Origin of the sequence: Novosphingobium sp. AAP93 (assembly GCF_001296055.1) — a bacterium.
Classification (GTDB): Bacteria; Pseudomonadota; Alphaproteobacteria; order Sphingomonadales; family Sphingomonadaceae; genus Novosphingobium.
Genome location: NZ_LJHZ01000108.1, coordinates 24,414 through 49,757, shown reverse-complemented (window position 1 = coordinate 49,757; position 25,344 = coordinate 24,414). Strand labels below are relative to the sequence as shown.

Below are 25,344 nucleotides of genomic sequence, written 5' to 3'. Positions count from 1 at the left end.
CGGGAAGGCGGGCGGAAGGCGAGGGGGGAGGGGCGGCGGGTCTGGGGCGGAGTGAGAGGCATGAGCAATGATGCTTATGCCTTCTTGCGGAGCGCAGCGGCTTGTCGCAATTTGTGGCGGTTGGGGTTTTTGGGGATTTAGTAAAGTGTCACCGTAATCCAGGGCTGGCGCTGGTGATCTGCAAGGCGGCGGTGCGTCCGGGGGAAGAAAAACCAGAGGCGCTCGCGGCCTGAGCGGCTGACACGCAAAGCTCTGTCCTTCGCCGGCGATATCTGCCACGCTTTGCCTACGCACTCCTTTCCGATCGGCGAACTCCCCATGATCTCCACTCCTCTTCTCGTCGCCGTCGGCGGAGCGATCGCGCTTGGCGTCGTGGGCGGGCTGATGACGCCCATCGGGCCTTGGTACGCGAACCTCAGGAAGCCCCGCCTGCAGCCGCCCAACTGGCTGTTCGGCCCGGCGTGGACGGTGATCCTCGGCCTTGCCGCGTGGTCTGCGGCGGGCGCGTGGGACGCGGCGGCGAGTGATGCGCAGCGCATGCAGGTGGTGATCCTGTTTGCCACCAACGCGCTGTTCCACCTCCTGTGGAGCCCGCTGTTCTTCAAGCTGCGGCGGCCGGACTGGGCGCTGATCGAGGTGGTGTTCCTGTGGGCCTCGCTGGTGGCGCTGGTCGTGGGCCTGTGGCCGATCTCGCCGTTCGCGGCGGGGCTGATCCTGCCTTATCTGGCCTGGGTGAGCTTTGCGGCATGGCTCAACTGGGCGATCGTGCGGCTGAACGCGCCGTTTGGCTGATTGCCCCTCCGACCCGCCTGCGGCGGGACACCTCCCCATTTGTGCTTCGCAAAAATGGGGAGGACCTCACGGAGCGGGATAGCTGATTGCAATGACTTCCCATTCCTTCTCGCCGCCGGGTAGAGAGACTTTGCGCAGGTCTCCCACTTTTGCGCCGCGCAGGGCGCGGGCGAGGGGGGCGCTCCAGCCGATGCGGCGGGCGGTGGCGTCCTGCTCGTCGTCGCCGACGAGGGTGAGGACCAGCCGCGCGTCGTCTTCGTCGGCGATTTCGACGGTGGCGCCGAAGAGGACGCGGGTCTTATCCGGCTGGCGGGCGGGATCGATGACGCGCGCGGCTTTCATGCGTTTGGCGAGGAAGTTCAGCTCGCGGTCGATCTCGCGCATGCGCTTGCGACCATAGAGGTAGTCGCCGTTCTCGCTGCGGTCGCCATTGCCGGCGGCCCAGCTGACGATCTCGACGATGGCGGGGCGTTCGGTGCCGAGCAAGTGGTCGTAGCGGGCGCGCAGGGCGGCCATGCCGGCGGGGGTGATCGGATTGCCATCAGGTTGCATTGTTAGGGGTTTAGCGGGGGATGCCGACGCTTGGAAGGTTGCCCTGCTGCGGGGGGGCGCCTAGGGCGGGGACATCATACTGCCGACGAGGAATTTATGGCCAAGACCATCGCGCTCACGCTGACCGAAGACGAACTCGAGATCCTGGTGGACGCGCTGGAAGCGGACCTTGAAGGCTATGCCGAGGCCATCGAGGAAGCCAAGGCCGACAACAACAAGGAAGACGTCGAGACGTTCAAGCTGGCGGCGCTGAATATCCAGAAGCTGCTGGCGCGGTTGCAGGACATGCTGCCGGATTGATTGGCGGCCCGGCCGTAACAGGCCCACCCCCGACCCCTCCCGCACGCGGGAGGGGAGTCAGCCCGGCGTGGGCTTGCCGAGGAAGTGGCTGAGCGGATTGGGGCCGGTGTAGCTGGCCTTGTCCGGATACATCGCTTCGTAGACCACCGCGTTTTCCATCACGCGCTGGACATAGTTGCGTGTCTCCGACAGCGGAATGCGCTCGATCCAGTCGATCCAGCCGGGCCCTCCTGCTCGGGGATCGCCATTGGCGCGCAGCCACTTGTTCACATTGCCGGCCCCGGCGTTGTAGGCGGCGACGGCGAGCGGATAGCTGCCGTTGTAGTAGGTCAGCAGGCGCTGGAAATAGGCGCCTCCGACTTGCAGGTTGTATCCGGCATCGTCGATGAGGGCGGACGTCGAATAGGACAGGCCGAGCTTGCCCGCCTGCTCGTTGGCCGTGGCGGGCATCAGCTGCATCAGGCCGCGCGCGCCGGCGTGGCTGACGGCGTTCTGCGAGAACTGGCTTTCCTGCCGGGCAATGGCGTGGATCATCGTCCAGGCATGTTCGTAGCCGGGCGGGACCGGGATCACCGGGAAGGCGATGTGCTGGAAATCGAGGTAGCCGCGCGCCGCCGCCGCCTGCCCGACGATCACGCCGAGATCGCGGCGGCCAAGCTCGCGCGCGAGCTGCGCGACGAGGACGTGCTGGCTCTTGGTCTGCTGCTGATCGCTGATCTCGCGGAAGAAGCGGACCGTCGTGCGCCAGTCCGCATCGCGCGCGGCTTCGCGCACGGCCTGCGTGAGGAGCGAGGCGTTGAAGGCGGCGCGTTCCTGCGGGGTGGGCTGGACATCTGCGTCGGCGGCGAAGCGCGGGACCGCGCGGCCGAGCCGTTCGAGCGCAAGCAGGCCGTAGAACTGGTCGCCATAAGCCGCGGCCATCTCGAAATAGCGCTGTGCATCATTGGCCTGACCGCCTTGCGCGGCGGCGAGACCGGCCCAGTAGAAGCCCTTGGAGCGCGTGCCGGGCGTGCGCGCGGCCGAGCCGTAGCGCCAGAACAGGGGTGCGGCATCGGCGCCGTTGTTCAATTGGCGCAGCGCCTGCTGGCCGCCGAGCCACATGAGCGAGGTGTAGTCGTCGCGCAGGTCGTAGGCGGCCTGGCTGACATCCTCGCCGCGCGCGAAGGCATCGTCGATCCCGGCGGCGATGCGATAGGCGGTGCGCGCGTCACCGACAGCGGCGGCGCCGCGCGCGTTGGCGAGCAGTTCGTCGACCCACTTCTCGCGGTTCAAGGGCGGGCGGGCGAGCAGCGGGCGATTGGCGATCAGCGCCTGCGCGGCGGCGCCAGTGCCCTGGCGGCGCAGCTGGCGCGCGCGGGACCAGATGAAGCCTGGGTCCGCATTCAGCACGTCGATACTCGTGCCCTCGGCGGCGGAGTAGGGATCGAGGCCGATCAAGGTTGCCTGCCGCGCGGCGAAGAGGCCGCGCCGGGCAGCGCTGACCCGTGCGGTCTGGCGGGCGGCGGGGGAGGGATTGCCGGCCCAGAGTAGCGCGTCCATCCGCGCGTCTTCGTCATCGGGCGTGAAGGTGGCGCCCCAACCGGCGAGAATGGCCGCTTCCGCCGCTTCGCTCATTGCGCCGCCGCGCCATGCCGCGCGCGCCATCGCATCGGCTTCGGGGCGGCCGAGTGCCTTGAGGGCGAGGGCATATTGCGCGCGGGCCGGGTTGGTCAGCGGCGGTACGCGGTCGAAGAAGGCGACCACGCTGCCGGCATCGGCGCTCTGCCGATCGAGTGCGGCCTCGGCGGCGCGGCGCAGCTTCTCCTCTTCGGGAAAACCGCGGTAGCTGAGGATGAAGCTGGAATAGTCGGTGAAGTTGTAGACGTTGGAGGCGGCGAGCATCTGCCAGCGGCTGACGGCTTGCGCCAGCGGGCCTTGTCCTTGCGCGATCAGGCGGGCGCGCGCGGCATCCCACGCGGTGGCGCCGGTATCCACATCGTTGGCGTGGCAGGCAGCCGAAGCGGCTAGCATGGGGATCAACGAACTGCCCAGCAGCAGCTTTCGCAGCTTCACACTCATCTCCATGCTGGACATTCCGGCTTTCGTCTTCCTATCAGGCGCGTGTTACGGCGTCGAAGCGAAGCGCCGCTCAGACGCCTTGTGGCGCAGATCGAAGGGTAAAGTCCATGTTTTCCGGCTCCATTCCGGCTTTGGTGACGCCTTTTCGCGGCGGGGTGTTCGACGAGAAAGCGTTCCGCAAGCTGGTCGACTGGCAGATCGAGAACGGCTCTTCGGCGCTGGTTCCCTGCGGCACGACGGGCGAAGCCTCTACACTGTCGAACGCCGAACATCACCGCGTGATCGAGGTCTGCGTGGAGCAGGCAGCGGGGCGGGTTCCGGTCATTGCCGGCTGCGGTAGCAATGACACGATGAACGCGCACCTGCACATGACCTTCAGCCGCAAGAGCGGCGCCAAGGCTGCGCTCTGCGTTGCGCCCTACTATAACCGGCCGAGCCAGGCGGGCCTCCTCGCACATTTCGGCTACCTTGCCGAAAACAACGATCTGCCGATCATTCTTTACAACGTGCCGGGCCGCACCGTCACCGACATCCTGCCTGAGACGGTGTGCGAACTCGCGCGCCGATATCCGGACAAGATCGTCGGCATCAAGGACGCGAGCGGTGACCTCAGCCGCGTCACCGATCACCGCATGGGCATCGGCAAGCATTTCTGCCAGCTTTCAGGCGATGACGAACTCGCGCTCCCCGCCAATGCGGCGGGCGCGGTGGGCTGTATATCGGTGACGGCGAACGTCGCCCCACGCCTCTGCGCCGATTTCCAGGCGGCCTGCGCGGCGGGTGACTACGAAAAGGCGCGCGAGATCAATGACCTGCTCTATCCGCTGCACTATGCGATGTTCGACGACGCCTCACCCGGCCCGGTCAAGTACGCGCTGAGCCGGGTGCATGACTACATCACCGACGAGCTGCGCCTGCCGCTGGTGCCTTGCAGCGACAAGGCCCGTGCCGAAGTGGACGCGGCCTTGAAGCATGCGGGGCTGATCTAGGGCAGTCAAAACCACTCCGCTCATGCTGAGCTTGTCGAAGCATCGTGCAAAGTGCTTGCGCCAGCACCCTTCGACAGGCTCAGGGTGAGCGGAGGTGGGGAATTGAGTATGGGTCTGTTGGGTTGACCCCCACCCTCACATGTGCCGGTAGATCGCGCGTTCGTGGCTGAAGGCCTTGAAGCCGAAGTAGCCGTGATAGCTGCCGGTGCCGCTGGCGTTCACGCCGCCGAAGGGCAGATGGTTTTCGAGGTAGTGCGAGAACACGCCGTTGATTGTCATGCCGCCCGATGAGGTGCGGCTGATCACCTTTTCGATATTCGCCTCGTCGTCGCCATAGACATAGAGTGCGAGCGGCTTGTCGCGTTCGGTGATGTAGTCGATCGCCTGATCGATCGTTTCGTAGTTCATCACCGGGAGGACGGGGGCGAAGATTTCCTCCTGCAGGATCTTCATCTGCGGGGTGACGCCGGTCAGCAGCGTGGGGTGGATGGTGAGGTCGCTCTCGTCCATCATGCCGCCGACGGCGACGGTCGCGCCCTGCGCGACAGCATCGTCGAACAGCGCCTTTACGCGGTTGAAGTTCGCCTGGTTGACGATCTGGGCGATGCTTTCCTTCCGGATCGCGCCGGTCTCGTCGAAGAGGTTCTTGGTGACATTGGCCTTGAAGCCCTCCACCAGCCTTGCCTGCTGCTCCTCGCGCACGAAGACGTAGTCCGGGCTGATGCAGGCCTGCCCGCCGTTGAACTGCTTGGCCGATGCAAGCTGCGCGGCGACCTTGTCGATATCTGCGCCGGAATCGAGGATGACCGGGGATTTGCCGCCAAGTTCGAGCGTGACGCTGGCGAGGTGCTTCGCGGCGGCGGCCATGACGATCTTGCCGACGCGGGTGCTGCCGGTGAAGAAGATGTGGTTGAACGGCAGCTCGAGCAGTGCGGAGGCTACGCTGACATCACCCTCGACCAGCGCGACTTCGCTCTCATCGAAGGCCTGCGCGATGATGCTGGCGGCAACCTTGGCGGTGGCGGGGCAGAGGTCCGTCAGCTTCACGATGGCGGTGTTGCCCGCCGCGACGGCAGCAGCGAGCGGTCCGAGCGCGAGGCCGAGCGGAAAGTTCCACGGGCCGAGGATCAGGCAGACCCCGCGCGCTTCGTAGCGGATCTGCGCGCGGTCGGCGGGATTGAGCGAGGGGGTGACCTCGGTCGGCGCCATCCAGGCATCGAGATTGTCGATATTGCGCTGGATATTGGCGGTGACGTTCATCACCTCGGTGACGCGAATCTCGCCCTCGGGCTTGCGCGTATCTTCGAGCACGGCGGCGACGATGGCGTCTGCATGTGCCTCGACCGCAGCCTTCAGCCCAGCGAGCTTGGCCTTGCGCACGTCGGCGCTGGAGGCCTTCACGTTCCACTGGTTCGCCTGCTGGAGGGCGAAAATGCGGGCGAGTTCGGAAGCTGTGGGGTTGGTCATGGGTAGGTCTTGCCTCAATTGACGGGGCCGGGTCTGGCTTGCGCAGTGGTGTAGCCAAGCCCGGCCGTCAATGTAAGGTGACCTAACGGATCATGGAGTGCAACGGCGCGAAGTTCACGCCATCGACCACCCGTGGCTCGCGATCAGCGATTGGCCCGTCAGCGCATTGCTGGGGAACGCCGCGAAGAACAGCGCAAGCTGCGCGATGTCTTCCACGGTGGTGAACTCGCCGTCGACGGTCTGGCCGAGCATGACCTTCTTGACGACTTCGTCCTCGCTGATGCCCAGTTCCTTGGCCTGTTCGGGGATCTGCTTGTCCACCAAGGGCGTGCGGACGAAGCCGGGGCAGATCACGTTGGTGCGCACGCCGTGGGGGCCGCCTTCCTTGGCGACCGTGCGGCACAGGCCGAGGAGGCCGTGCTTGGCGGTGACATAGGCGCTCTTGAGGGGGCTCGCTTCCTTGGAGTGGACCGAGCCCATGTAGAGGATCGCGCCCGATTTCTGCGCGTACATGTGCGGGATCACTGCCTTGGTGGTGAGGAAGGCGCCATCGAGGTGGATGGCGAGCATTGTCTTCCAGTCGGCGAAGGCGAAGTCCTGGATCGGGTTGACGATCTGGATGCCGGCGTTGGAGACGAGGATGTCGACGGTGCCCCACGCGGCGACCACGGCGGCGACGCCCGCGTTCACCTGATCCTCGTCCGTCACGTTCATGGCGACGGCCATCGCCGCGCCGGGATGGTCGGCATTGATACCGGCAGCGGCAGCTTCGGCGGCTTCGAGCTTCAGGTCCGCAATGGCGACCTTTGCCCCGGCCTCGGCATAGCGCCTGGCGATGGCGAGGCCGATGCCGCTGGCGGCGCCGGTGACAATGGCGATCTTGTTGCTGAGGTCCATGGGAATGCTCCTGTTAGGCGAGATCGAGGGTGACGATGCCGCAATCGTGGATCTGGCGGTTCTTCCAGCGCGGGCTGGCGAGCGAGCGTTCGACATCAGCGCGGCCCGAGGCCCAGTGGCCTTCAACCGTGCCGCGCGAGAATTCGTAGTCCTTGCTGTGCGATTCGTAGCTTTCGCTGCGATTGATCAGGTGGAGGATCGTCACCGGCCAATCGCAGGCGTGGCTGGTCAGTTCCATCAGATCAGGATCGCAGCGCAGCTCCTCCGGCAGGCGCGCGGCGAGTCGGGCGGCGGCCGAAGTCATGGCCTCGAGCCGCATCTGCAGATCGGTGTTGAGACGGGTGCGGCTGGAGAAGCGGATGTCCTTCTCGCGCTGCATCGCCTCGGACAGCGAACGCGGCATCATTCCCCGCGCGCTGAACAGATCGACCTGGAAGACGAGCAGCGGCGAAGTGCCGGCGCGCGTATCGAGCACATATTGCAGCGGGGTGTTGGAGACGATTCCGCCGTCCCAGTAGGGCTCGCCGTCGATCATCACGGCGGGGAACCCCGGCGGCAGCGCGCCGCTCGCCATGATGTGTTCGGGGCCGATCAGGCGCTCGCGGTTGTCGAAATAGGTGAAGTTGCCGGTGAGCACGTTCACTGCGCCGACGCTGAAGCGCATCGGGCCGTTGTTGAGCAGATCGAAGTCGACCAGTTCGAGCAGGGTCTCGCGCAATGGGGTGGTGTCGTAGAGGCTCGTGGACTCGGCCGAGCCGGGCAGGGCGAACCAGGTCGGCATCAGGCGCGGTGTGAAGAAACCCGGAATGCCGGACATCGCGACCATTCCGGCTGCGGCTTCGTTGAAGAGGCGGCGGCCCCAGCCATTGTCGAAGGGGGAGGTGAACGGAACGCTCGACGAGGCGCGTTCCCAGAAAGCGCGCAGAGCCCGGAGGCGATGCACCGGCGGGTTGCCGGCGATCAGCGCGGCATTGATCGCGCCGATCGAGATGCCTGCGACCCATGACGGCTCATGCCCCGCGGCCGCAAGCGCTTCGAACACGCCGGCCTGATAGGCGCCCAGCGCGCCGCCGCCCTGTAACACGAGAACGGCTGCTTCTGCGGGGGCGGGAGCGGGTGCGGGCGTTGTCTTGCTGGCCATCTTGCGCCGAATCCTTGCGTTGCGCCTGCCCGGCGCGCGGCCCTCCACGCGCCTTTTGTGCGCTGCAGCGCGGGCTTGGCAAGTGCTGTTCGTGCCGGATCGGCAAAAGGTTATGCCGGGCGCTCCCTTTTCTTTCCGTCTGCAGCGGCCTACATGGCCATGACCATGGCCCGTCCCACTCCGCCTGCCTTCGACAAGAAGAAGATCGTCGCCGAAAACCGCCGCGCGCGCTTCGAGTATTTCATCGAGGACGTCTACGAGGCGGGCATCGCGCTGACCGGCACCGAGGTGAAGTCGCTGCGCTTCGGCGAGGGCTCGATTGCCGAGAGCTATGCCGAAGTGAAGGACGGCGAGGTCTGGCTGGTCAATTCCAACGTGCCCGAATTCAGCCACGGCAACCGTTACAACCACGAGCCCAAGCGCCCGCGCAAGCTGCTGCTGAAGGAACGCGAGATTGCCCGCTTCCACGGGGCGGTCGAGCGCAAGGGCATGACGCTGGTGCCGCTTTCGGTCTATTTCAACGGGCGCGGCCGGGCGAAAGTCGAACTCGCGCTCGCCAAGGGCAAGAACAACGCCGACAAGCGCATGGCGATCAAGGACCGCGACTGGCAGCGTGACAAAGCGCGCATCATGCGCGAGCATGGCTGATGGAGGATAGCGGTTCGGGCATGAAGCAGGGCATTTCCAGCAAAGTGCAGCGGCTGATCCCGACGCGCGAGACGCTGGTGAAGAGCCGCTTCGTCCGTCCGCTGGCGGCCCGGCCCGAACTGTGGCGCTACAATCGCCGCTCGGTGCCGCGCGGGATCGCGGTTGGGCTGTTCGTCGGCATATTTGCAATGATTCCGGGGGTGCAGATCGTCGGTGCGGCGCTGATGTGCGTGCCGTTTCGCGGCAATGTACCGCTGGCCGCTGCGGCAACCTTGCTCTCGAACCCGGCGACGACCCCGATGATCTTGCTCGCCGCGCTGTGGGTGGGCAGCTTTCTTGGCCTCAACGCGGATCTCGCGACGTTCCAGTTGCTGATTGACCGCGGGGCAGGACTGGGTGAGTGGGCCAACTGGCTGGTCTCCTCCGCCGCACCCGCGATGGTGCTGGGGCTTCTGGTCATTTCCGTGGTCTCGGCCGTGATCGGCTATTTTGCTTCGATCGTGATCTGGCGCTGGTGGACCGGGCGCCGCCGCCGCTTGCGGGTGAGCCGGAGTCTCGCCGGAGCAAAGCGGGCATGAGTGTGAGTACACTGACGTCGGACGCCGCGCCCGCCAGCCCATCCCGCTGGCGCGAGCAGCTGACGGTGGCTGTTGCCTTGGTGGCGAGCGCGTTGCTGCTGTGGCTGGCTTCGGGCCAGGTCGTGACTGCGCTGGCCTATGCGCTCGGGGTGGGCTGCCTCGCCATTGCGCTGGCCTTTGCAGTGCGCCCACGCGAGGCGGCAGAGGTGGCCGACTTTGCGCCGCCGGACTGGTCCGTCACCCATGCCGCCATCGAGCGGGGCGAGGAAGCGACTGCCATCATCGACCGCGCCGGGCGGCTGACCTGTGCCAACGCCCGGTTTGCCGCATGCTTCGGGATCGGCTCGGCGCCGCCGCGGCTGGGGCTGGATGGCGTTGACAACGAGGCGCTGGAGGGGGCCGCGCGTGCTGCCTGGCGCGATGGCCGGGCCGAGTATGAACCGATTGCCGCCGGTGGACGCGAATGGCGTCTGGAGATCGAGCGGGCAGGGCGCGGGCAGGACTTCCTGATCTGGCGCTTTGCGCCGGTGGTGCGCCGCGATCCGCTGCAGGAGGTCATCGGCCATGTGCGCGGCAAAGTCGGGCAGGCGCTTGGGCGGGAGGGCATCCAGATTGCCGCCGTCGCGCCGGACGGACTGATCCATGCAGCCAACGCCCTCTTTGCCGCGCGCGCCGTGGGCGAAGCGGACGCCGACGTCGCTGACACTGATTTCGTCGGCTATTTCAGCGCCGACGAGCAGGAGCGCATTTTTTACGCGCGCGAAGGCAATCGCGGTGCTTCGGTGCGCATGCTTCATGTGCCGATTGCCGATCCCGAGGCTGTGGCGCTCGGCTCGGCCGCAGCAGACCCGGCGCAGACCGCCTCGCTGTTCCTGCTCATCGACAACCAGGGCGGCGTGGGCGACACCCGCACCGGTATCCCGCAGATCGAGGCGCTGCTGGCGCGCCTGCCGCTTGGCCTTGCCATGACCGACCGCGACGGGCGGTTCCTCTTCGCGAACAAGGCCTTCCTGCGCGCTGCCGGACATGACGACAGCAGCCCGCCGCCGTACCCCTCCGACCTCGTGATCCGCGAGGATAAGGGCGCGCTTGCCGATGCCGTTCGGCGCTTTGCCCAAGGCAGCGGCGGGGCAGGCGACGTCGCGGTGCGGCTGCGCTCGGCGCCCGAGGACCCCGTCTCGCTCAGCCTTGCCGGGGTGCGCGGGCTGGGCGAGGGGGCGGTGATCCTCAGCCTCAAGGATTCGTCCGAAGAAACCCGCCTCAAGCGCGAGATCGCGCAGGCGACCAAGATGCAGGCGGTGGGCCAGCTGGCGGGCGGCGTCGCGCACGATTTCAACAACGTGCTGACCGCGATCATCGGCTACTGCGACCTCATGCTGATGCGCCATACGCCGGGTGACAGTGACTACGACGACATCCAGCAGATCCGCGCCAATTCCAACCGCGCGGCCAGCCTGACGCGACAATTGCTCGCCTTCTCGCGCCAGCAGACCCTGCGTCCCGAAGTGCTGCAGCTGCCCGATGTCGTGGCCGAAATCTCCACCCTGCTGAAGCGCCTGCTGGGCGAAAAGATCTTGCTCGAGGTGACTCACGACCGCGGCCTCGGCCTTGTCCGCGCGGACCCGGTGCAGCTCGAGCAGGTGCTGCTCAATCTCGCCGTCAATGCACGCGATGCCATGACCGGCAATGGCGGTTCGGGCGGCATTCCGGCGACCAAGGGCGGCGGCGTGCTGCGGCTCAAGACCAGGCGGATCACCGCCGCCGACGTGCGCGCGATGAAGAGCGAGATCCTCCCCATCGGCGACTACACGGCGCTGATCGTGGAGGATACCGGGCACGGCATTCCTCCGGCGCAGATCGGCAAGATCTTCGAGCCGTTCTTCACCACCAAGGAGAAGGGCAAGGGCACCGGACTTGGCCTCTCGACCGTCTACGGCATCGTCAAGCAATCGGGCGGGTTCATCTTTGCCGAAAGCGAAGTGGGCAAGGGCACGCGGTTCTCGATCTACTTTCCCGTCCACGTTCCCGATGCTGCAGATGCCGAAGAAGCGGCGCAGGCGGCGAGCGCGGCCAGGCTGCCCCCCAAGCGCAAGCAGTGGTCGGGCGGCGGGCGCGTGCTGCTGGTCGAGGACGAGGACACGGTTCGCGCAGTCGCCGAGCGCGCGCTGGTGCGGCAGGGCTATGAAGTCACCACCGCCAGCGACGGCGAGGACGGGTTGGAAGCGCTTGGAAAGGCCATCTCGGCCGGCGAGGAGTTCGACCTTGTCGTCTCGGATGTCGTCATGCCCAGCATGGACGGCCCGGCCATGGCGCGCGAGATTCGCAACCTGCGGCCGGAACTGCCGGTGCTGTTCATGTCGGGCTATGCCGAGGAACAGCTGCGCCGGGAGATCGACATTCCGAACATGTACTTCCTCGCCAAGCCCTTCAGCGTCGCGCAGATCTGCACGGCGGTGGAAGACGTCCTGAAGGCGCGTTGAGCCGGGTCAGGGTGCGGCGTCGAACCGCGGAATCGGCTTGTCCTTCCACGCTTTCGCCACCGCAGCCAGATTGTTGGCATGGGCATCGCGGTAGGACCACCAGAGGCTGACATCCCCGCGCTTTACGGCTGCGCTGACGAAGTTTTCGAGCGGCTGCTTCTGGAAATCCGCGTCGTGCGAATGTTCAACCAGCGACCGGATATAGTCGCGGGTCGCGTCGATCAGGCCAAGACCGTAGCCGCCCTGCGCGATCACCGCCGGATTGCCATGATTTGGGAGGATCCTGGTGAAACCCCAGCCGCGCATTGCACCCAGAGCGCGGTATTGTTGCGGTACCGTCGCGGGCTCGTCGACAAAGGTTGCGGTGTCTTCCACGGTATCGCCCGCGAGCAGGAGCTTGTCGTCCGGCAGCTCGATCACGAGGCCATCGGCGGAGTGGATGGCAACAGGATGCAGCCGCGTTTTTACCGCGCCGATCATCAGCGTCACCTCGCTGTCCGGCGCAATCCCGACATCGGGCAGGATCAACGGGCGGATCGCGGGAGGGCCTTCTTCGGTCCCGGCCTCGATGGCGGTGCGCTTGGCGGTGAGCTTCACCCGGGTCGCTTCGGTCGCGATGCGCATGCTGTCGGCATAGACGGTGTTGCCGCCGATGTGATCGAGGTGCCAGTGGCTGGTGGCAAGGATGAAGCGCTTGACGCCCGCCTTGGTCAGCCAGTCGCGCACCCACTGCGCGGAGGCGGTATCGGTGAATGTATCGTAGACCAGCGCGATATCGCCGTCATGGATCACATAAGTCGCGACGCCGACGTTGATCGCTCCATAGTCCGGCCAGCGATAGGGTCCCGGCAGAACCGAGGCCTGGTCCGGGCGGCCTTGGTAAAAGGCAGTGAGGTGATCGTTGATCGCGATGGCGCGGACGGCGTGTGCTGCATCCTGCGCGGCAGCGGGGGTAGCAAGCGCAAGGCTTGATGCGGCGAATGCGAAAGATGCCATGGGTTTCATCAAAGGTTTTCCGCCTGCGCTGGTGCTATAGTCATTGTGCGATGCAGCGAAACCTAGTGGTGGGCAAAGCCCTGTCAATCGTGCCTGGCAGTTTACCATCAATGTGTTCGTTTGTTGTCATGTGTCCATGGTAATTCCAAGTCGGCGCGATTCGAAAAAGATTGGTAAATCATGCGTTTATCATCCGTTTTGGCCCTGTTTTATGCAGGGTGTGCCGCCGTGTCTGTTGTGCCGGTTGCAGCCGCTGAAGTGCCCAAGCGCATCTACATCGCGCCCGACGATCACACCGACTACATGTGGTCGGCGAGCGCCGAAGCTTATGCGGACTACTTCCCCCGCGCGCTTGACGCTTATCTCGATCAAATCGACGCGACCGAGACGCTTCCGGCGGACCAGCAGGCCCGCTGGAACACCGACGGCTCGCTGTGGATGTGGGAGTACGAGCGCCAGCGCACCCCGGCGCAAATGCAGCGACTGATGAACCGTGTGCGCGACGGGCATATCTCGATGCCGCTCAACACGCTGGTCGAAGTGCGCGGTTCCATGCCGCTCGAGGCGCAGCTGCGCGACATGTACTACGCCGGCCGCCTGGAGCGCCGGTTCGGTGTGCGCTTCACCCTTGGCATCGCGATGGAGAACCAGACCCAGCCGCTTGGTCTGGGCTCTGTCTTTGCCGGTGCCGGTGCGCGCTACAGCTGGAAGGGGGTCTGCGCCTGCGCGACGCAAGTGACCGCCTCGGGCGAGCGGCTCAACCCCGCCTATTGGTGGACCGGCCCCGATGGTTCACGCCTGCTGACGAAGTGGATGTCGCTGGAACACCGGCTACCATCCGCCGTCGACGGAAACGGCAACCAGGGCCCGGGCGGTTATGCCGAGGCCCGCTATCCGCGCGAAGTGGTGCCGTTTGTGACCAGCGATGCCACGTTCCGCAGCCATTGGCCCTATGACGTCATTGGGTTGATCGGGCAGGGCTGGGACGATGCCGAACTGATCATACCGCTGAGCGACCGGGTCAACAGCTTCCCGGCCGTTGCGCAGGATCTTTCGGACGCCGGCCGCCGCGTGATCGTCTCGAACACCGAGGACTTTTTCCGCGATTTCGAGAGAACCTACGGCACCTCGCTGCCCTCCGAGCAGGTCAGCTATGGCAATGAATGGGAACTGGCACTCGCCTCGATCGCCGAGAAATCGGCGCGCGTGCGGCGAGCGGTCGAAAAACTGCGCAGCGCCGAGGCTCTGGCCACCATCGTCGCGTTGCAGGATCCCGCTTTCCTCAATGGGCGAGAGTCGGACCGCGACGCCGCGTGGCGTGCGGTGGGGCTGTTTTTCGAGCACGATATCGTCGGCGGCGGGGTGATCGGCGATGGCGCGCGGGTTGTCTTCCAGGAAGCGCAAGTCGCCACGATCGAACGCTATGTCGATAGGCTGCTTGCCGATGCACGCGCGCGGATGAGCCAGCTTGTGCCGACAGTCACCGTGGGCAAGCGCTTCTTCGTGTTCAATGCGCTGGGCTATTCGCGCACCGCGCCGGCCGAAGTGCCCTATCCCGGCACCGGGCCATTCAGTGTCGTGGTGGCGGGGACGACCACGCCCTTGCCGGCAGAAGCGATCGGCTCGGGCTCGGAGCGGCGCATCCGTTTCCTCGCCACCTCGGTGCCGTCGATCGGTTATCGGCTCTACGACATCCGCGATGTGGCGCCCGCGTCGGCGCTCGCGGATACCGCGCGCTTCGAAGGCGGCGTGCTGATCACCTCGCGCTACCGGATCGTCATGGACGGGCGCGGCGCGATCCAGTCGCTGATCGAACCGGGCCGCAGCGGGCGCGAATGGGTGCGTGCCGATGGCGGCCGGGCGCTCAACGATCTGGGCGAGGGGACGGGGACGGTCGTGCTCGAATCGAACGGTCCGGTCTCTGCCACGCTGCGCGCCGATATCGATGGCCCACAGCCGCGTACCGTGCGCCTGACAGTCTATGCCGGCTCGGGCCAGATCGATCTCGAGAACCGGATTTCCGCCGGATTCGACGATCTCAAGACCTACAGTTTCCCTTTCGCAATCGACAAGCCGCTGGTGCGGCACGAGGAAGTGGGCGCGGTGATCCCGGCGCGGCAGGCTGCCTCGGGCGGGATCAGCACGCGCACGCAGAATTCGCTCTACGAGTGGCTCACGCTGGGCCACTTTGCCGACATGACATCGGGCAACGGGCGGGACGGCGTGACTCTTTCCAACAGCGACGCCTATTTCATGCGACTCGGTAGGTCCGATCCGCACCGGCTCGATATCACCACGCCGCGCATCGATGTACTGGCCGGCGGGCGGATCAATGGGCTCGGCCTGCCGGGGCAGGGCGGCGATACGCAGTTCCTCCACCGCTTCTCGTTGCTGCCGCACGCGGCCTACAATCAGAATACAGCGATGCGTTTTGCGCTGGAGGCGCAGAATCCGCTGGTGACGGGGCCGGCGACCGGTCCGGTCAAGGGCGCGCTGCTCGCATCGAAGGCGTGGAGCCTGTTTTCGCCAAGCTCCTCGCAGGCGCTGGTCTGGGCGGTGAAGCCCGCCGAGGAAGGAATCGGTGCGGGGGTGATCGTGCGGATGTGGAACCAGAACCGGCTGCCGGTGACGGCCGGGCTGCGCCTGCAGCAGCGCTACACCGCCGCCACGATCCAGCGCACGACCAGCATCGAGACCGATGTCGCGGCAGATGATCCGGTGGCGGTGCCCGATCCGACCGCGCTGCGCGGCAACCAGATCGGGACGTTCCGAATCAAGATTCCCTGACAATTCTCTGGGTAACTTTTTGCACCATTCCTGAAGGAACTTCCGCATGGGCAGGGTGGAACCCTTGGTCCATGTGGAAATTCCTGTGGAATATCCGTAGTATGCGGCAGCGTTCAGACAATCGGGACCGTCTTTGTGTTCCCCCCTTGTTCCAATAGAACAAAGTGGGTACAAGGCTGGTGTTGACGGTTCATGTCAGCCATCTCTAGCAAGGGGAAGCAAGCCATGGCGGCGCAGTTGAAGCTTATCCAGGAAGGCAAAGACAAGGACATGGATCGTCAGAAAGCGCTCGATGCAGCGCTCGCACAGATCGACAAGGCGTTCGGCAAGGGTTCGGCCATGCGGCTGGGCTCGAAGGAGACCATGCAGGTCGAGGCGATCTCGACCGGTTCGCTCGGGCTCGACATCGCGCTCGGCGTCGGCGGCTTGCCGCGCGGCCGCGTTATCGAGGTCTACGGGCCGGAAAGCTCGGGCAAGACCACGTTGGCGCTCCACGTGATCGCCGAGGCGCAGAAGACCGGTGGGACCGCCGCGTTCGTCGATGCGGAACACGCGCTCGATCCGGTCTATGCCAAGAAGCTCGGCGTCAACATCGATGAGCTGATTGTTTCGCAGCCTGATACCGGCGAGCAGGCGCTCGAGATCGTCGACACGCTGGTGCGTTCGAATGCGATCGACGTGCTTGTGGTCGACTCGGTCGCGGCGCTTGTTCCCCGCGCTGAGATCGAGGGCGAGATGGGCGACAGCCACGTCGGCCTCCAGGCGCGCCTGATGTCGCAGTCGCTGCGCAAGCTGACCGGTTCGATCAGCCGTTCGCGCTGCATGGTGATCTTCATCAACCAGCTGCGCATGAAGATCGGCGTGATGTACGGCAACCCTGAGACGACGACGGGCGGCAACGCGCTCAAGTTCTATGCCTCGGTCCGCCTCGACATCCGCCGCACCGGCCAGATCAAGGACCGCGACGATATCGTCGGCAACGCCACCCGCGTGAAGGTCGTCAAGAACAAGGTCGCGCCGCCGTTCAAGCAGGTCGAGTTCGACATCATGTACGGCGAGGGTATCTCGAAGATCGGCGAGATCCTCGACCTCGGCGTCAAGGCCGGGATCGTCGAGAAGTCGGGTGCCTGGTTCAGCTACGACTCCATCCGGATCGGGCAGGGCCGCGAGAACGCCAAGAATTATCTGCGCGAAAATCGTGAAGTTTGCGACCGGTTGGAAGCCGCGATCCGCGGCCAGACCGACAAGGTCGCCGAGGGGCTGATGGTGGGTCCGGACGCGGACGACGACATCTGATCCTTCAGGCGGCGGGGGCACCCCCCTATCCCCCCGCAACCCGCCGCCGGTCCAAAGGCCGCCGCGCTCCCCGGAACGAGCGCGGCGGTTCTGGTTTGAAGGGGCGGGGGGATGAGAGGGCATCTGACATTCTCACGTCGCCCTTTCTTCGTCTTCCCTGTCTAACCGAAAACACATAGCCTCGCGCCGAGACCAAGCACGGGAAGGAAGCCGGATGTCGATCGTTCTCCACCACCTCAACAACAGCCGCTCGCAGCGCATCCTCTGGTTGCTGGAGGAGCTCGGCGTTCTCTATGAACTGAAGATCTACCAGCGCGATGCCGAGACCAATCTCGCGCCGCAGGAACTCAAGGCCGTCCATCCGCTCGGCAAGTCACCGCTGCTCGAGGTCGATGGCCGGGTCATCGAGGAATCCGGCGCGATCGTGCAGTATCTTTGCGACCACTTTGGCGATGGGAAGTGGCAGCCTGCACCCGGAACCGACGATGCACTGCGCCACAACGAGCTGATGCACTTCGCCGAGGGCTCGGCGATGACGCCGATCCTGCTCAATCTCTATGTCTCGCGGCTGGGCGAGGCCGGCGCGCCGCTGCGGCCGCGCATCGACGAGCAGCTTGCGGCGCATTTCGGCTATCTAGAGGCGATCCTGCGGCCTTCGGGCCACTTCATCGGCGACGACTGGACCGGCGCAGATGTGATGCTGAGTTTCCCCGCCGAAGTTGTCGTGATGCAAGGCCTGAGCGAGGCCTACCCGAAGCTCGCCGCATTTGTCGCCGCGATTCATGCGCGGCCGGCGTGGCAGGCGGCGCGAGCCAAGGGCGGACCTTACTTCGCGTCGTGATCGATCTTGCGGTATTAGCGCTTGCCGGGTGGGGCAGCGGCGCATAGCCTCTCCGGCATGACAGGCGCGCAAGAATGGCAGGGCCGGGTCGGCCAGAACTGGGCGGCGGAGTGGGAGCGGACGGACCGCAGCTTCGCCGCGCTCACGCCCCACCTTCTCGCCGCCATCGCAAAGGAGCCCGGGCGCCGGGTGATCGACGTGGGCTGCGGTGCGGGCGAACTGTCCCTCGCAGTTGCCTCGGCAAGGCCCGAAGCAACGGTGACCGGCATCGATATCTCCGGCGAACTGGTCGAGGCAGCGAAGAGCCGTGCAGCTGGACATGCCAATCTTTCGTTCACCGTGGCCGATGCTTCCGCTTGGCAGGGGGACGGCGCGGCGCCTGATCTCTACATATCCCGCCACGGGGTGATGTTCTTCAGCGATCCGCCCGCAGCGTTTGCGCATCTGTCGGCCAAGGCCGCGCCTGGAGCGCGCTTCGTGTTCTCGTGCTTCCGGCCTGCCTCGGAAAATCCCTGGGCCATGGACATCGCCCGCCTGCTTCCGCCGGCCAAGCCAGTGCCTGCGGTCGATTTCCCGCCCGGTCCGTTCGCATTCGCTGATCCCGATCACGTCCGGCGCTGCCTGAAAGGCTGGCGCGATATCCAGTTTCAGCCGCTCGACTTTGCCTATGTGGCCGGATCGGGCAGCAACCCGGTAGCCGATGCGCTCTCGTTCTTCAGCCGCATCGGTCCGGCGGCTGCGGCGATCCGCACATTGCCCGATCAGCCCCGCGCAGCGTTCGAGCGTGGCCTGCTGGAACTCGTCCAGTCGCGCTGCGTGGGCGGGCGGGTGTGTTTTCCGGCGGCGGCGTGGCTGGTGACGGCGACCGCGGACAACGCCTGAACCTATCCGTGATGGGGACAAGCGTACCGGAAGGGCCGAAACGTGCTTGTTCCGCGCCGAACGCTCGCCTAATCGGCATGGCATGACTTCGACGAACGAAATCCGCCGGTCCTTCCTCGACTACTTCGGCTCCGCCGGGCACGAGATCGTGCCTTCGGCGCCGCTCGTGCCGTTCAACGACCCGACGCTGATGTTCACCAACGCGGGCATGGTCCCGTTCAAGAACGTGTTCACCGGGCTCGAGACGCGCGCGACGAAGCGGGCGACGTCGTCGCAGAAGTGCGTGCGCGCGGGCGGCAAGCACAACGATCTCGACAACGTGGGCTACACGGCGCGGCACCACACGTTCTTCGAGATGCTCGGCAATTTCTCGTTCGGCGACTATTTCAAGGAACAGGCGATCAACCATGCCTGGACCTTGCTGACGCGCGAGTGGGGGCTGCCCAAGGACAAGCTGCTCGTCACCGTCTACCACACCGACGATGAGGCGTTCGCCCTGTGGCAGAGGATCGCCGGGCTTTCGGACGACCGCATCATCCGCATCCCGACTTCGGACAATTTCTGGTCGATGGGCGATACAGGGCCGTGCGGACCGTGTTCGGAAATCTTCTACGATCACGGCGAGCACATCTTCGGCGGGCCTCCGGGATCGCCCGATGAGGACGGGGATCGCTTCATCGAGATCTGGAACCTCGTGTTCATGCAGTTCGAGCAGTCGGCTGACGGCACGCGAACGAACCTGCCGAGCCCGAGCATCGATACCGGCATGGGCCTCGAGCGCATCGCGGCGGTGCTGCAGGGCGAACATGACAACTACGATACCGACACGTTCCGCGCGCTGATTGCAGCTTCGGAGAGCCTGACCGGCACCAAGGCCGAGGGCGACAGCCGCGCCAGCCACCGCGTGATCGCGGACCACCTGCGCTCGTCCAGCTTCCTGCTGGCGGACGGCGTGCTGCCAAGCAATGAAGGCCGCGGCTATGTGCTGCGCCGGATCATGCGCCGCGCGATGCGCCATGCCCACCTGCTGGGCGCGAAGGAACCGCTGATGCACCGGCTGGTGGGTTCGCTGGTCACCGAAATGGGTCAGGCGTTCCCCGAACTTGGCCGCGCGCAGCCGCTGGTCGAGGAAACGCTGCTGCGCGAGGAAGTGCAGTTCCGCCGCACGCTGGCAAACGGCCTCAAGCTGCTGGACGAGGAAGCGGGTGATCTGGGCGAGGGCGACAGCCTGCCGGGCGCGACCGCGTTCAAGCTTTATGATACCTACGGCTTCCCCTACGATCTCACCGAAGACGCGCTGCGGGCGCGCGGGGTGAGCGTCGACCGTGCCGGGTTTGAGGCGGCGATGGCGCAGCAGAAGGCAGCGGCGCGTGCGGCGTGGAAGGGCTCCGGCCAGACCGCTGACAGCGAAGTGTGGTTCGACATCGCCGAGCGCGAAGGTGCGACCGAATTCACCGGCTACACTGCCAACATTGGCGAAGGCGTCGTCGTTGCTCTGGTCAAGGACGGCAAGGAGGTGGCCGAGGCCGGGGCGGGCGAGACAGTCACGATCATCACCAACCAGACCCCGTTCTACGCCGAAAGCGGCGGCCAGATGGGCGATGCGGGTACGATCTCGACCAACGAGGGCCTGCGCATTGCGGTGAACGACACCGCTAAGCCGCTGGGCCGCCTGCACGCGCACCTGGGCACGGTCGAGGCGGGTTCGGTCAAGGTCGGCGACGCGGTGCAACTGGCGATCGACGTCGCGCGGCGCGATGCGACGCGGGCGAACCATTCGGCCACGCACTTGCTGCACGAGGCGCTGCGCCGCCGGCTGGGGGCGCACGTCACGCAGAAAGGCTCGATGGTCTCCGCCGAGCGGCTGCGCTTCGACTTCTCGCACCCGGCGGCGCTGACGGCGGACGACATTGCGGCGATCGAGGACGAAGTGAACGCCGAAATCCTCGGCAACGCGCCGGTGACGACGCGCCTGATGAGCCCGGAAGACGCGATTGCCGCGGGTGCGATGGCGCTGTTCGGCGAGAAGTACGGCGATGAAGTCCGCGTGCTTAGCATGGGGGCAGGGGCCAAGCCCTATTCGGTCGAGCTTTGCGGCGGCACTCATGTGCGTGCGCTGGGTGATATCGGCCTGCTGCGCGTGGTGGGCGAAAGCGCGGTGTCTTCGGGCGTGCGGCGCATCGAGGCGCTGACCGGGGCGGGCGCGCGGGCCTATCTGGTCGGCCGCGAGGAAGCGCTGCGGCGCACGGCGGGGCTGCTGCGGTCTTCGCCCGATGAAGTGGAGGCGCGCGTTGCAGCGCTGGTCGACGAGCGCCGCAAGCTGGAGCGCGAACTGGCCGAGGCGAAGAAGGCGCTGGCGCTGGCGGGTGCTTCTGGTGGTGCGGCGGCGGCTCCTGCGGACGAACAGGTCGGCGGGATAACGTTCTCGGGTCAGGTGCTGGAAGGCATGGATCCGAAGGAACTGCGCGGGCTGCTCGATCAGGCCAAGCAGCGCATGGGCTCGGGCGTGGCGGTGATCGTTGCGGTCAACGAAGGCAAGGCGAGCATCGCGGCGGCTGTGACTGAAGACCTCGTCGGCAAAGTCAGCGCGGTTGATCTGGTGCGCGCGGGCGTCGAGGCGCTGGGCGGCAAGGGCGGCGGTGGCCGGCCTGACATGGCACAGGGCGGCGGCCCGGACGGCAGCAAGGCCGCCGAGGCGATTGCGGCGGCGAAAGGCGTGCTGGCGGCCTAGCGATCGCGCAGTCCGGCGGCTTTCAGGCGCGGCTTCTGGCCCAGTCCACCGTCGCGCATGATGGTCTCGCGCAGTTCGTCGCGCATTTCGTGGATCGAGGCGATGACCGGGCCCATCGCGACTCCCATGTCGACGAGCACGGCTTCCGAGAGCTGGAGCGAACTTTCGAGGGCTTCGGGGACGGCATCGCTTGCACCGACCCGGTAGAGTTCGGCGGCGTGGGCCGCATCGCGGGCGCGGACGATGATCGGGAGGTCCGGGTGCGCGGCGCGGATGCGGCGGACGGTGCGGCTGACGAGGACGGGCTCGTCCATGGTGACGATGACCGCGCGGGCCTCGTCCAGATGCAGCTTGGCGAGCAGTTCGGCATTGGCGACGTTGCCGTAGATCACCGGATCGCCGCCGCCGCGCGCCTGCGTGACGAGCGCGGGGTCGGCATCGAGCGCGAGCCAGGGCACATCGTGGCGGGACAGCATGGCGCCGACGAGGCGGCCGACGCGGCCGTAGCCGAGGATGAGGGCCTGGCCCGTGGCGTCGCTGGGGGCGGCATTCACCGGGACATCGCTGGGCCGGTCCACGGCAGTGGCGAGGCGGCGGCCGATCATGGCGAGGACCGGCGTGAGCGTGAGGCCGAGCGCGGTGACGATCTGCCAGAACTGGGCATTGGCGTGGCTGACGAGCCCGGCTGCGGCGGCGGCGGACAGGACGATAAGGGTGGTTTCCGAGGGCGCGGCGAGCAGCAGGCCGGTCTCGACGGCAATGCCGCGGCTCGCGCCGCCGACGCGGAGCAGCAATGCGGTGACGACAGCCTTGGCCGCGAGAACCGAAGCGACGCCAAGCGCGATGGCGCCGAACTGCCGCCAGACTTCGGTTACGTCGATTCCCATGCCGACCGTGATCAGGAACACGCCGAGCGCGAGGCCCTTGAAGGGGGCGGTCAGCGCTTCGACTTCGCGCGAGTAGTCCGTCTCGGCAATCAGCAGGCCGGCGAGGAGGGCGCCCATGATCGGGGAGAGGCCTGCGCCCGCCGTGGCAAGCGCGGCGGCGATGACCACGAGCAGGCTGAAGGCGAGGAACAGTTCGGGACTCTTGGTGCGGGCAGCCGAGGCGAACAGGCGTGGGAGGAGGAAGCGGCCCAAGGTGAGCATCACAAGGATGATCACCGCGCCGCGCAGGAGCGTGTCGAACAGGGCTGCGCCGCTCTCGCCGCCGGGACCGAAGGCGCCGAGGACGAAGATGATCGGCACGAGGGCGATGTCTTCGAGCAGCAGCATCGCAAGCGCCTTGCGGCCGACCGGGCTTTGCGTGCCGGCAATCGGGAGGACCAGCGCGGTGGAGGACAGCGCCAGGGCGATACCCAGCCCGGCGGAGGCCGGAACGTTATGGCGCATCGCGATCAGCACGATGGTCAGCAGCGCGGCGCAGAGCAGCAGCTTGGCCGCGCCTAGGCCGAAGACTTGCGCGCGCATGTCCCACAAACGGCCGAACGAGAGTTCGAGACCGATCTCGAACAGCAGCAGGATCACGCCAAGTTCGGCAAAGGGCGCAATGGCTTCGGGACGGCTGATCGTGACGTAGTAGAGCTGCGGAAACTGCCCGACGAGCCGACCAAGGCCGAACGGGCCGACGAGCACGCCGACCAGGATGAAGCCGATCACCGGCGTGATCCGTGCGCGGGCAAAGGCGGGAATGACGATACCCGCCGCCCCCAGAACGACGAGGGTGTCGCTCATCGAGGTGTTGAATTCGAGATGGCCAGCCATTGTAACATCCTAGCCGGATGGCCCGTAATGTCATGGGAATAAGCTGCCGATTGCCTGCGCTGCGACGGTGTGTTTAGTCTTGACGCTTGTCCGGTTTCTTGGGGGAACAGCAATGGCGGTGAAGCGTTGGCGCAAGAGTCTTGGCTGGGGAATGGCGGCCTGCACGCTTATGGCGGCGCTGCCGGCGATGGCCGAGGGCGAAGCGGCCCCGGCTCGTCATCCGGTGACCATCGACGACATCATGGCGCTGCGTTCGCTGTCGGGTCTCGATTGCGCGCATGATGGCAAGCAGGCGGTTTATGTGGTCGGCGAGGCCGATCTCAAGGCGGACAAGCGGCGCAATGCGCTGTGGCTGATCGATCTCGCGGGCGGCGCGCCGCTGCAACTGACCACCGGGGAGGACAGCGCGAGCGCGCCCTCGTTCAGTCCGGATGGCAAGTCCATCGCGTTTCTCTCCAAGCGCGGGAAGGACAAGCGGGCGCAGATCTGGCTGCTCGACCGGCGTGGGGGCGAGGCGAAGAAGCTCACGGATGTGAAGGGCGATATCGCCGGGTTCCGCTGGTCTCCGGATTCGAAAACGCTGCTGCTGATGATCAGCGACCCGGCACCCGAGCCGCCGAAGGATGATGAAGACCGCCCGCTGCCGGTGGTGGTGGACGATGTGAAGTTCAAGCAGGACGGCGTGGGCTTCATCACGGCGGAGACGCACACGCACCTCGCGCTGTTTGATGTGGCGGCGAAGACCGAGACTCGGCTGACAGCTTCGGATGCGTTCGATGTGATAACCGCCGACTGGGCACCGGATGGCAAGTCCATCGCCTATGTCGCTGACCACTCGGTGGATTTGACGGATCTGGGTGGCCATTGGCTGACAGTGGTCGAAGCGAAGGCCGGTGCTGCGCCCAAGCTGGTTGCCAAACTCCACGGCGCGCCGGGGCAGACGCTGATCTGGTCCGCCGATGGCAAGAAGATCACGCATCTGGTGGGGCCGGGCGGCAAGGCAGACCAATATGGCCAGCCGCATCTCGCCGAGACAGCGGTGGATACCGGGGCGACGCGGATTCTGCCCGCAACCTCAGGCGCTTTCGTAAGTTCGCCGGTCGATCTGGGTGCCGGGCAAGTCGGCGTGGTGCTGGCGGAGGACCGGCTTGAAGTGCCTGCCGTGGTGGATGCCAAGGGGACGCTGCGAAGGCTGAATGACGGCACGGTCTCGGTGCTGGCGCAGTGTGGTTCGCCCGCGCCTGGTGCACCGCGCGCGGTGATCGCAAGCGGCGATGGCAAGCCGTCTGAAATCTATGCGCTGGATGCAAAAGGCGGCCTCAAGTTGCTGACATCCCATAACAAGGCAGTGGCGGACCGGGTCGCTTGGGGGAAGGTCGAAGACTATGCGGCGACCGCCAAGGACGGCAACGAAGTCCATGGCCTGCTGCTGCGTCCGACGGGTGTGGCGGCGGGCACCAAGGTGCCGACCCTGCTTTGGATTCATGGCGGGCCCAATGCGCAGGATATCCATGCGGTCGACGGGTACAGCATGATTGCCGACCTGCTCGCCGCACAGGGCTATGCGGTGCTGATGCCGAATTATCGCGGCTCCTCGGGACGGGGTGATGCCTATGCCGCGGCGATTGCGGCGGATTGGGGCCAGAAGGAAGTGGCCGATCTCCATGCCTCGCTCGATTGGGCGGTGGCGCAGGGTTTCGCCGATCCGGCGCGGCTGGGCGCGGGCGGGTGGAGCTATGGCGGCATCCTCACCGATTTCCTGATCGTGCGCGACAACCGGCTGAAGGCGGCGTTCAGCGGCGCGGGCGAGGGCAACATCTTCGCGCTGTTCGGGGTGGACCAATATGTCCAGCAATACACGCAGGAGCTTGGCGCACCCTGGAAGGAGCCGGAGCTTTGGATGCGCCTGTCCGAACCGTTGCTGCATGCGGACCGGATCAAGACGCCGACCTTGTTCATGGGCGGGATCGCCGATGACAATGTGCCGCTTATCGGCGGACAGCAGCTCTATCAGGCGCTCAAGATCACCGGCGTGCCGACGCGGCTGGTAGGCTATCCCGATGAGAACCATGGCATCGCGCGGCCGAGCTTTCAGCGCGACCGGCTCGAGCGGATTGTCGACTGGTTCAAGCGGCATCTGAACTGA

General features: G+C 66.1%; 19 protein-coding genes. 12 read left to right on the top strand and 7 right to left on the bottom strand.

Annotated elements, in window-relative coordinates; all coding sequences use genetic code 11:
* Positions 1-318: 318 nt before the first annotated feature.
* Positions 319-792 carry a TspO/MBR family protein gene (locus IP83_RS16265; RefSeq protein WP_054123275.1) on the top strand — a complete coding sequence of 158 codons (474 nt, stop codon included), beginning with the start codon at positions 319-321 and terminating at the stop codon, positions 790-792.
* A 66-nt stretch (positions 793-858) separates the two neighbouring features.
* On the opposite strand, the gene IP83_RS16260 is transcribed toward IP83_RS16265, so the two are convergent.
* Positions 859-1,344: a GreA/GreB family elongation factor gene (locus tag IP83_RS16260; RefSeq protein ID WP_054123274.1), complete on the bottom strand. Its 486-nt coding sequence runs from the start codon at positions 1,342-1,344 to the stop codon at positions 859-861.
* Between the two features lie 96 nt (positions 1,345-1,440).
* On the opposite strand from IP83_RS16260, the gene IP83_RS16255 reads away from it, so the two are divergent.
* The gene (locus IP83_RS16255; protein WP_054123273.1) at positions 1,441-1,644 is read left to right on the top strand and encodes a hypothetical protein; all 204 of its coding nucleotides are present in this window, start codon (positions 1,441-1,443) and stop codon (positions 1,642-1,644) included.
* A 57-nt stretch (positions 1,645-1,701) separates the two neighbouring features.
* Here IP83_RS16255 and IP83_RS16250 read toward each other — a convergent pair whose 3' ends face one another.
* Positions 1,702-3,702, bottom strand: a complete 2,001-nt coding sequence (locus IP83_RS16250; protein ID WP_231625084.1) for a lytic transglycosylase domain-containing protein — start codon at positions 3,700-3,702, stop codon at positions 1,702-1,704.
* A 107-nt stretch (positions 3,703-3,809) separates the two neighbouring features.
* Here IP83_RS16250 and dapA point away from each other — a divergent pair, with 107 nt between their 5' ends.
* Entirely contained in the window at positions 3,810-4,691 is an 882-nt protein-coding gene (gene dapA, locus IP83_RS16245; RefSeq protein WP_054123271.1) for a 4-hydroxy-tetrahydrodipicolinate synthase, read from the top strand.
* 135 nt (positions 4,692-4,826) lie between these two features.
* Here dapA and IP83_RS16240 read toward each other — a convergent pair whose 3' ends face one another.
* The 3 genes from IP83_RS16240 to IP83_RS16230 form a co-directional block, all read right to left on the bottom strand.
* Positions 4,827-6,158, bottom strand: a complete 1,332-nt coding sequence (locus tag IP83_RS16240) for an aldehyde dehydrogenase family protein (protein ID WP_054123270.1) — start codon at positions 6,156-6,158, stop codon at positions 4,827-4,829.
* A 114-nt stretch (positions 6,159-6,272) separates the two neighbouring features.
* Positions 6,273-7,055, bottom strand: a complete 783-nt coding sequence (locus tag IP83_RS16235) for a 3-hydroxybutyrate dehydrogenase (protein WP_054123269.1) — start codon at positions 7,053-7,055, stop codon at positions 6,273-6,275.
* A gap of 13 nt (positions 7,056-7,068) precedes the next feature.
* Positions 7,069-8,196: a patatin-like phospholipase family protein gene (locus tag IP83_RS16230; protein WP_054123355.1), complete on the bottom strand. Its 1,128-nt coding sequence runs from the start codon at positions 8,194-8,196 to the stop codon at positions 7,069-7,071.
* Between the two features lie 165 nt (positions 8,197-8,361).
* On the opposite strand from IP83_RS16230, the gene smpB reads away from it, so the two are divergent.
* From smpB to IP83_RS16215, 3 genes are read left to right on the top strand one after another with little or no spacing between them, the layout of a single operon-like run.
* Complete coding sequence (gene smpB, locus IP83_RS16225) at positions 8,362-8,844, top strand: SsrA-binding protein SmpB (protein ID WP_054123354.1); 483 nt, start codon at positions 8,362-8,364, stop codon at positions 8,842-8,844.
* Positions 8,844-9,422, top strand: a complete 579-nt coding sequence (locus IP83_RS16220) for a DUF2062 domain-containing protein (RefSeq protein WP_231625083.1) — start codon at positions 8,844-8,846, stop codon at positions 9,420-9,422. Before smpB ends, IP83_RS16220 begins: the two co-directional genes overlap by 1 nt.
* On the top strand, positions 9,419-11,902 hold the full coding sequence (locus IP83_RS16215) for an ATP-binding protein (protein ID WP_054123268.1): 2,484 nt from the start codon (positions 9,419-9,421) through the stop codon (positions 11,900-11,902). The genes IP83_RS16220 and IP83_RS16215 overlap by 4 nt, the downstream gene beginning before the upstream one ends.
* Before the next feature lie 6 nt (positions 11,903-11,908).
* Here IP83_RS16215 and IP83_RS16210 read toward each other — a convergent pair whose 3' ends face one another.
* Complete coding sequence (locus tag IP83_RS16210) at positions 11,909-12,898, bottom strand: MBL fold metallo-hydrolase (RefSeq protein ID WP_054123267.1); 990 nt, start codon at positions 12,896-12,898, stop codon at positions 11,909-11,911.
* Between the two features lie 228 nt (positions 12,899-13,126).
* Here IP83_RS16210 and IP83_RS16205 point away from each other — a divergent pair, with 228 nt between their 5' ends.
* The 5 genes from IP83_RS16205 (at position 13,127) to alaS (ending at position 21,435) form a co-directional block, all read left to right on the top strand.
* Positions 13,127-15,685, top strand: a complete 2,559-nt coding sequence (locus IP83_RS16205; protein WP_197274410.1) for a hypothetical protein — start codon at positions 13,127-13,129, stop codon at positions 15,683-15,685.
* 225 nt (positions 15,686-15,910) lie between these two features.
* Positions 15,911-16,981 (top strand): recombinase RecA, encoded by a 1,071-nt coding sequence (recA, locus tag IP83_RS16200; protein WP_054123265.1) that lies wholly within the window; start codon positions 15,911-15,913, stop codon positions 16,979-16,981.
* Positions 16,982-17,195: 214 nt separating this feature from the next.
* Positions 17,196-17,822 (top strand): glutathione S-transferase family protein, encoded by a 627-nt coding sequence (locus tag IP83_RS16195; RefSeq protein ID WP_054123264.1) that lies wholly within the window; start codon positions 17,196-17,198, stop codon positions 17,820-17,822.
* Positions 17,823-17,879: 57 nt separating this feature from the next.
* Entirely contained in the window at positions 17,880-18,704 is an 825-nt protein-coding gene (locus IP83_RS16190) for a class I SAM-dependent methyltransferase (RefSeq protein WP_054123263.1), read from the top strand.
* Between the two features lie 82 nt (positions 18,705-18,786).
* On the top strand, positions 18,787-21,435 hold the full coding sequence (gene alaS, locus IP83_RS16185) for an alanine--tRNA ligase (protein ID WP_054123262.1): 2,649 nt from the start codon (positions 18,787-18,789) through the stop codon (positions 21,433-21,435).
* On the opposite strand, the gene IP83_RS16180 is transcribed toward alaS, so the two are convergent.
* Entirely contained in the window at positions 21,432-23,198 is a 1,767-nt protein-coding gene (locus tag IP83_RS16180; protein ID WP_054123261.1) for a cation:proton antiporter, read from the bottom strand. The two genes, alaS and IP83_RS16180, sit on opposite strands and share 4 nt — an antisense overlap.
* A gap of 112 nt (positions 23,199-23,310) precedes the next feature.
* Here IP83_RS16180 and IP83_RS16175 point away from each other — a divergent pair, with 112 nt between their 5' ends.
* On the top strand, positions 23,311-25,344 hold the full coding sequence (locus IP83_RS16175; protein ID WP_082364777.1) for a S9 family peptidase: 2,034 nt from the start codon (positions 23,311-23,313) through the stop codon (positions 25,342-25,344).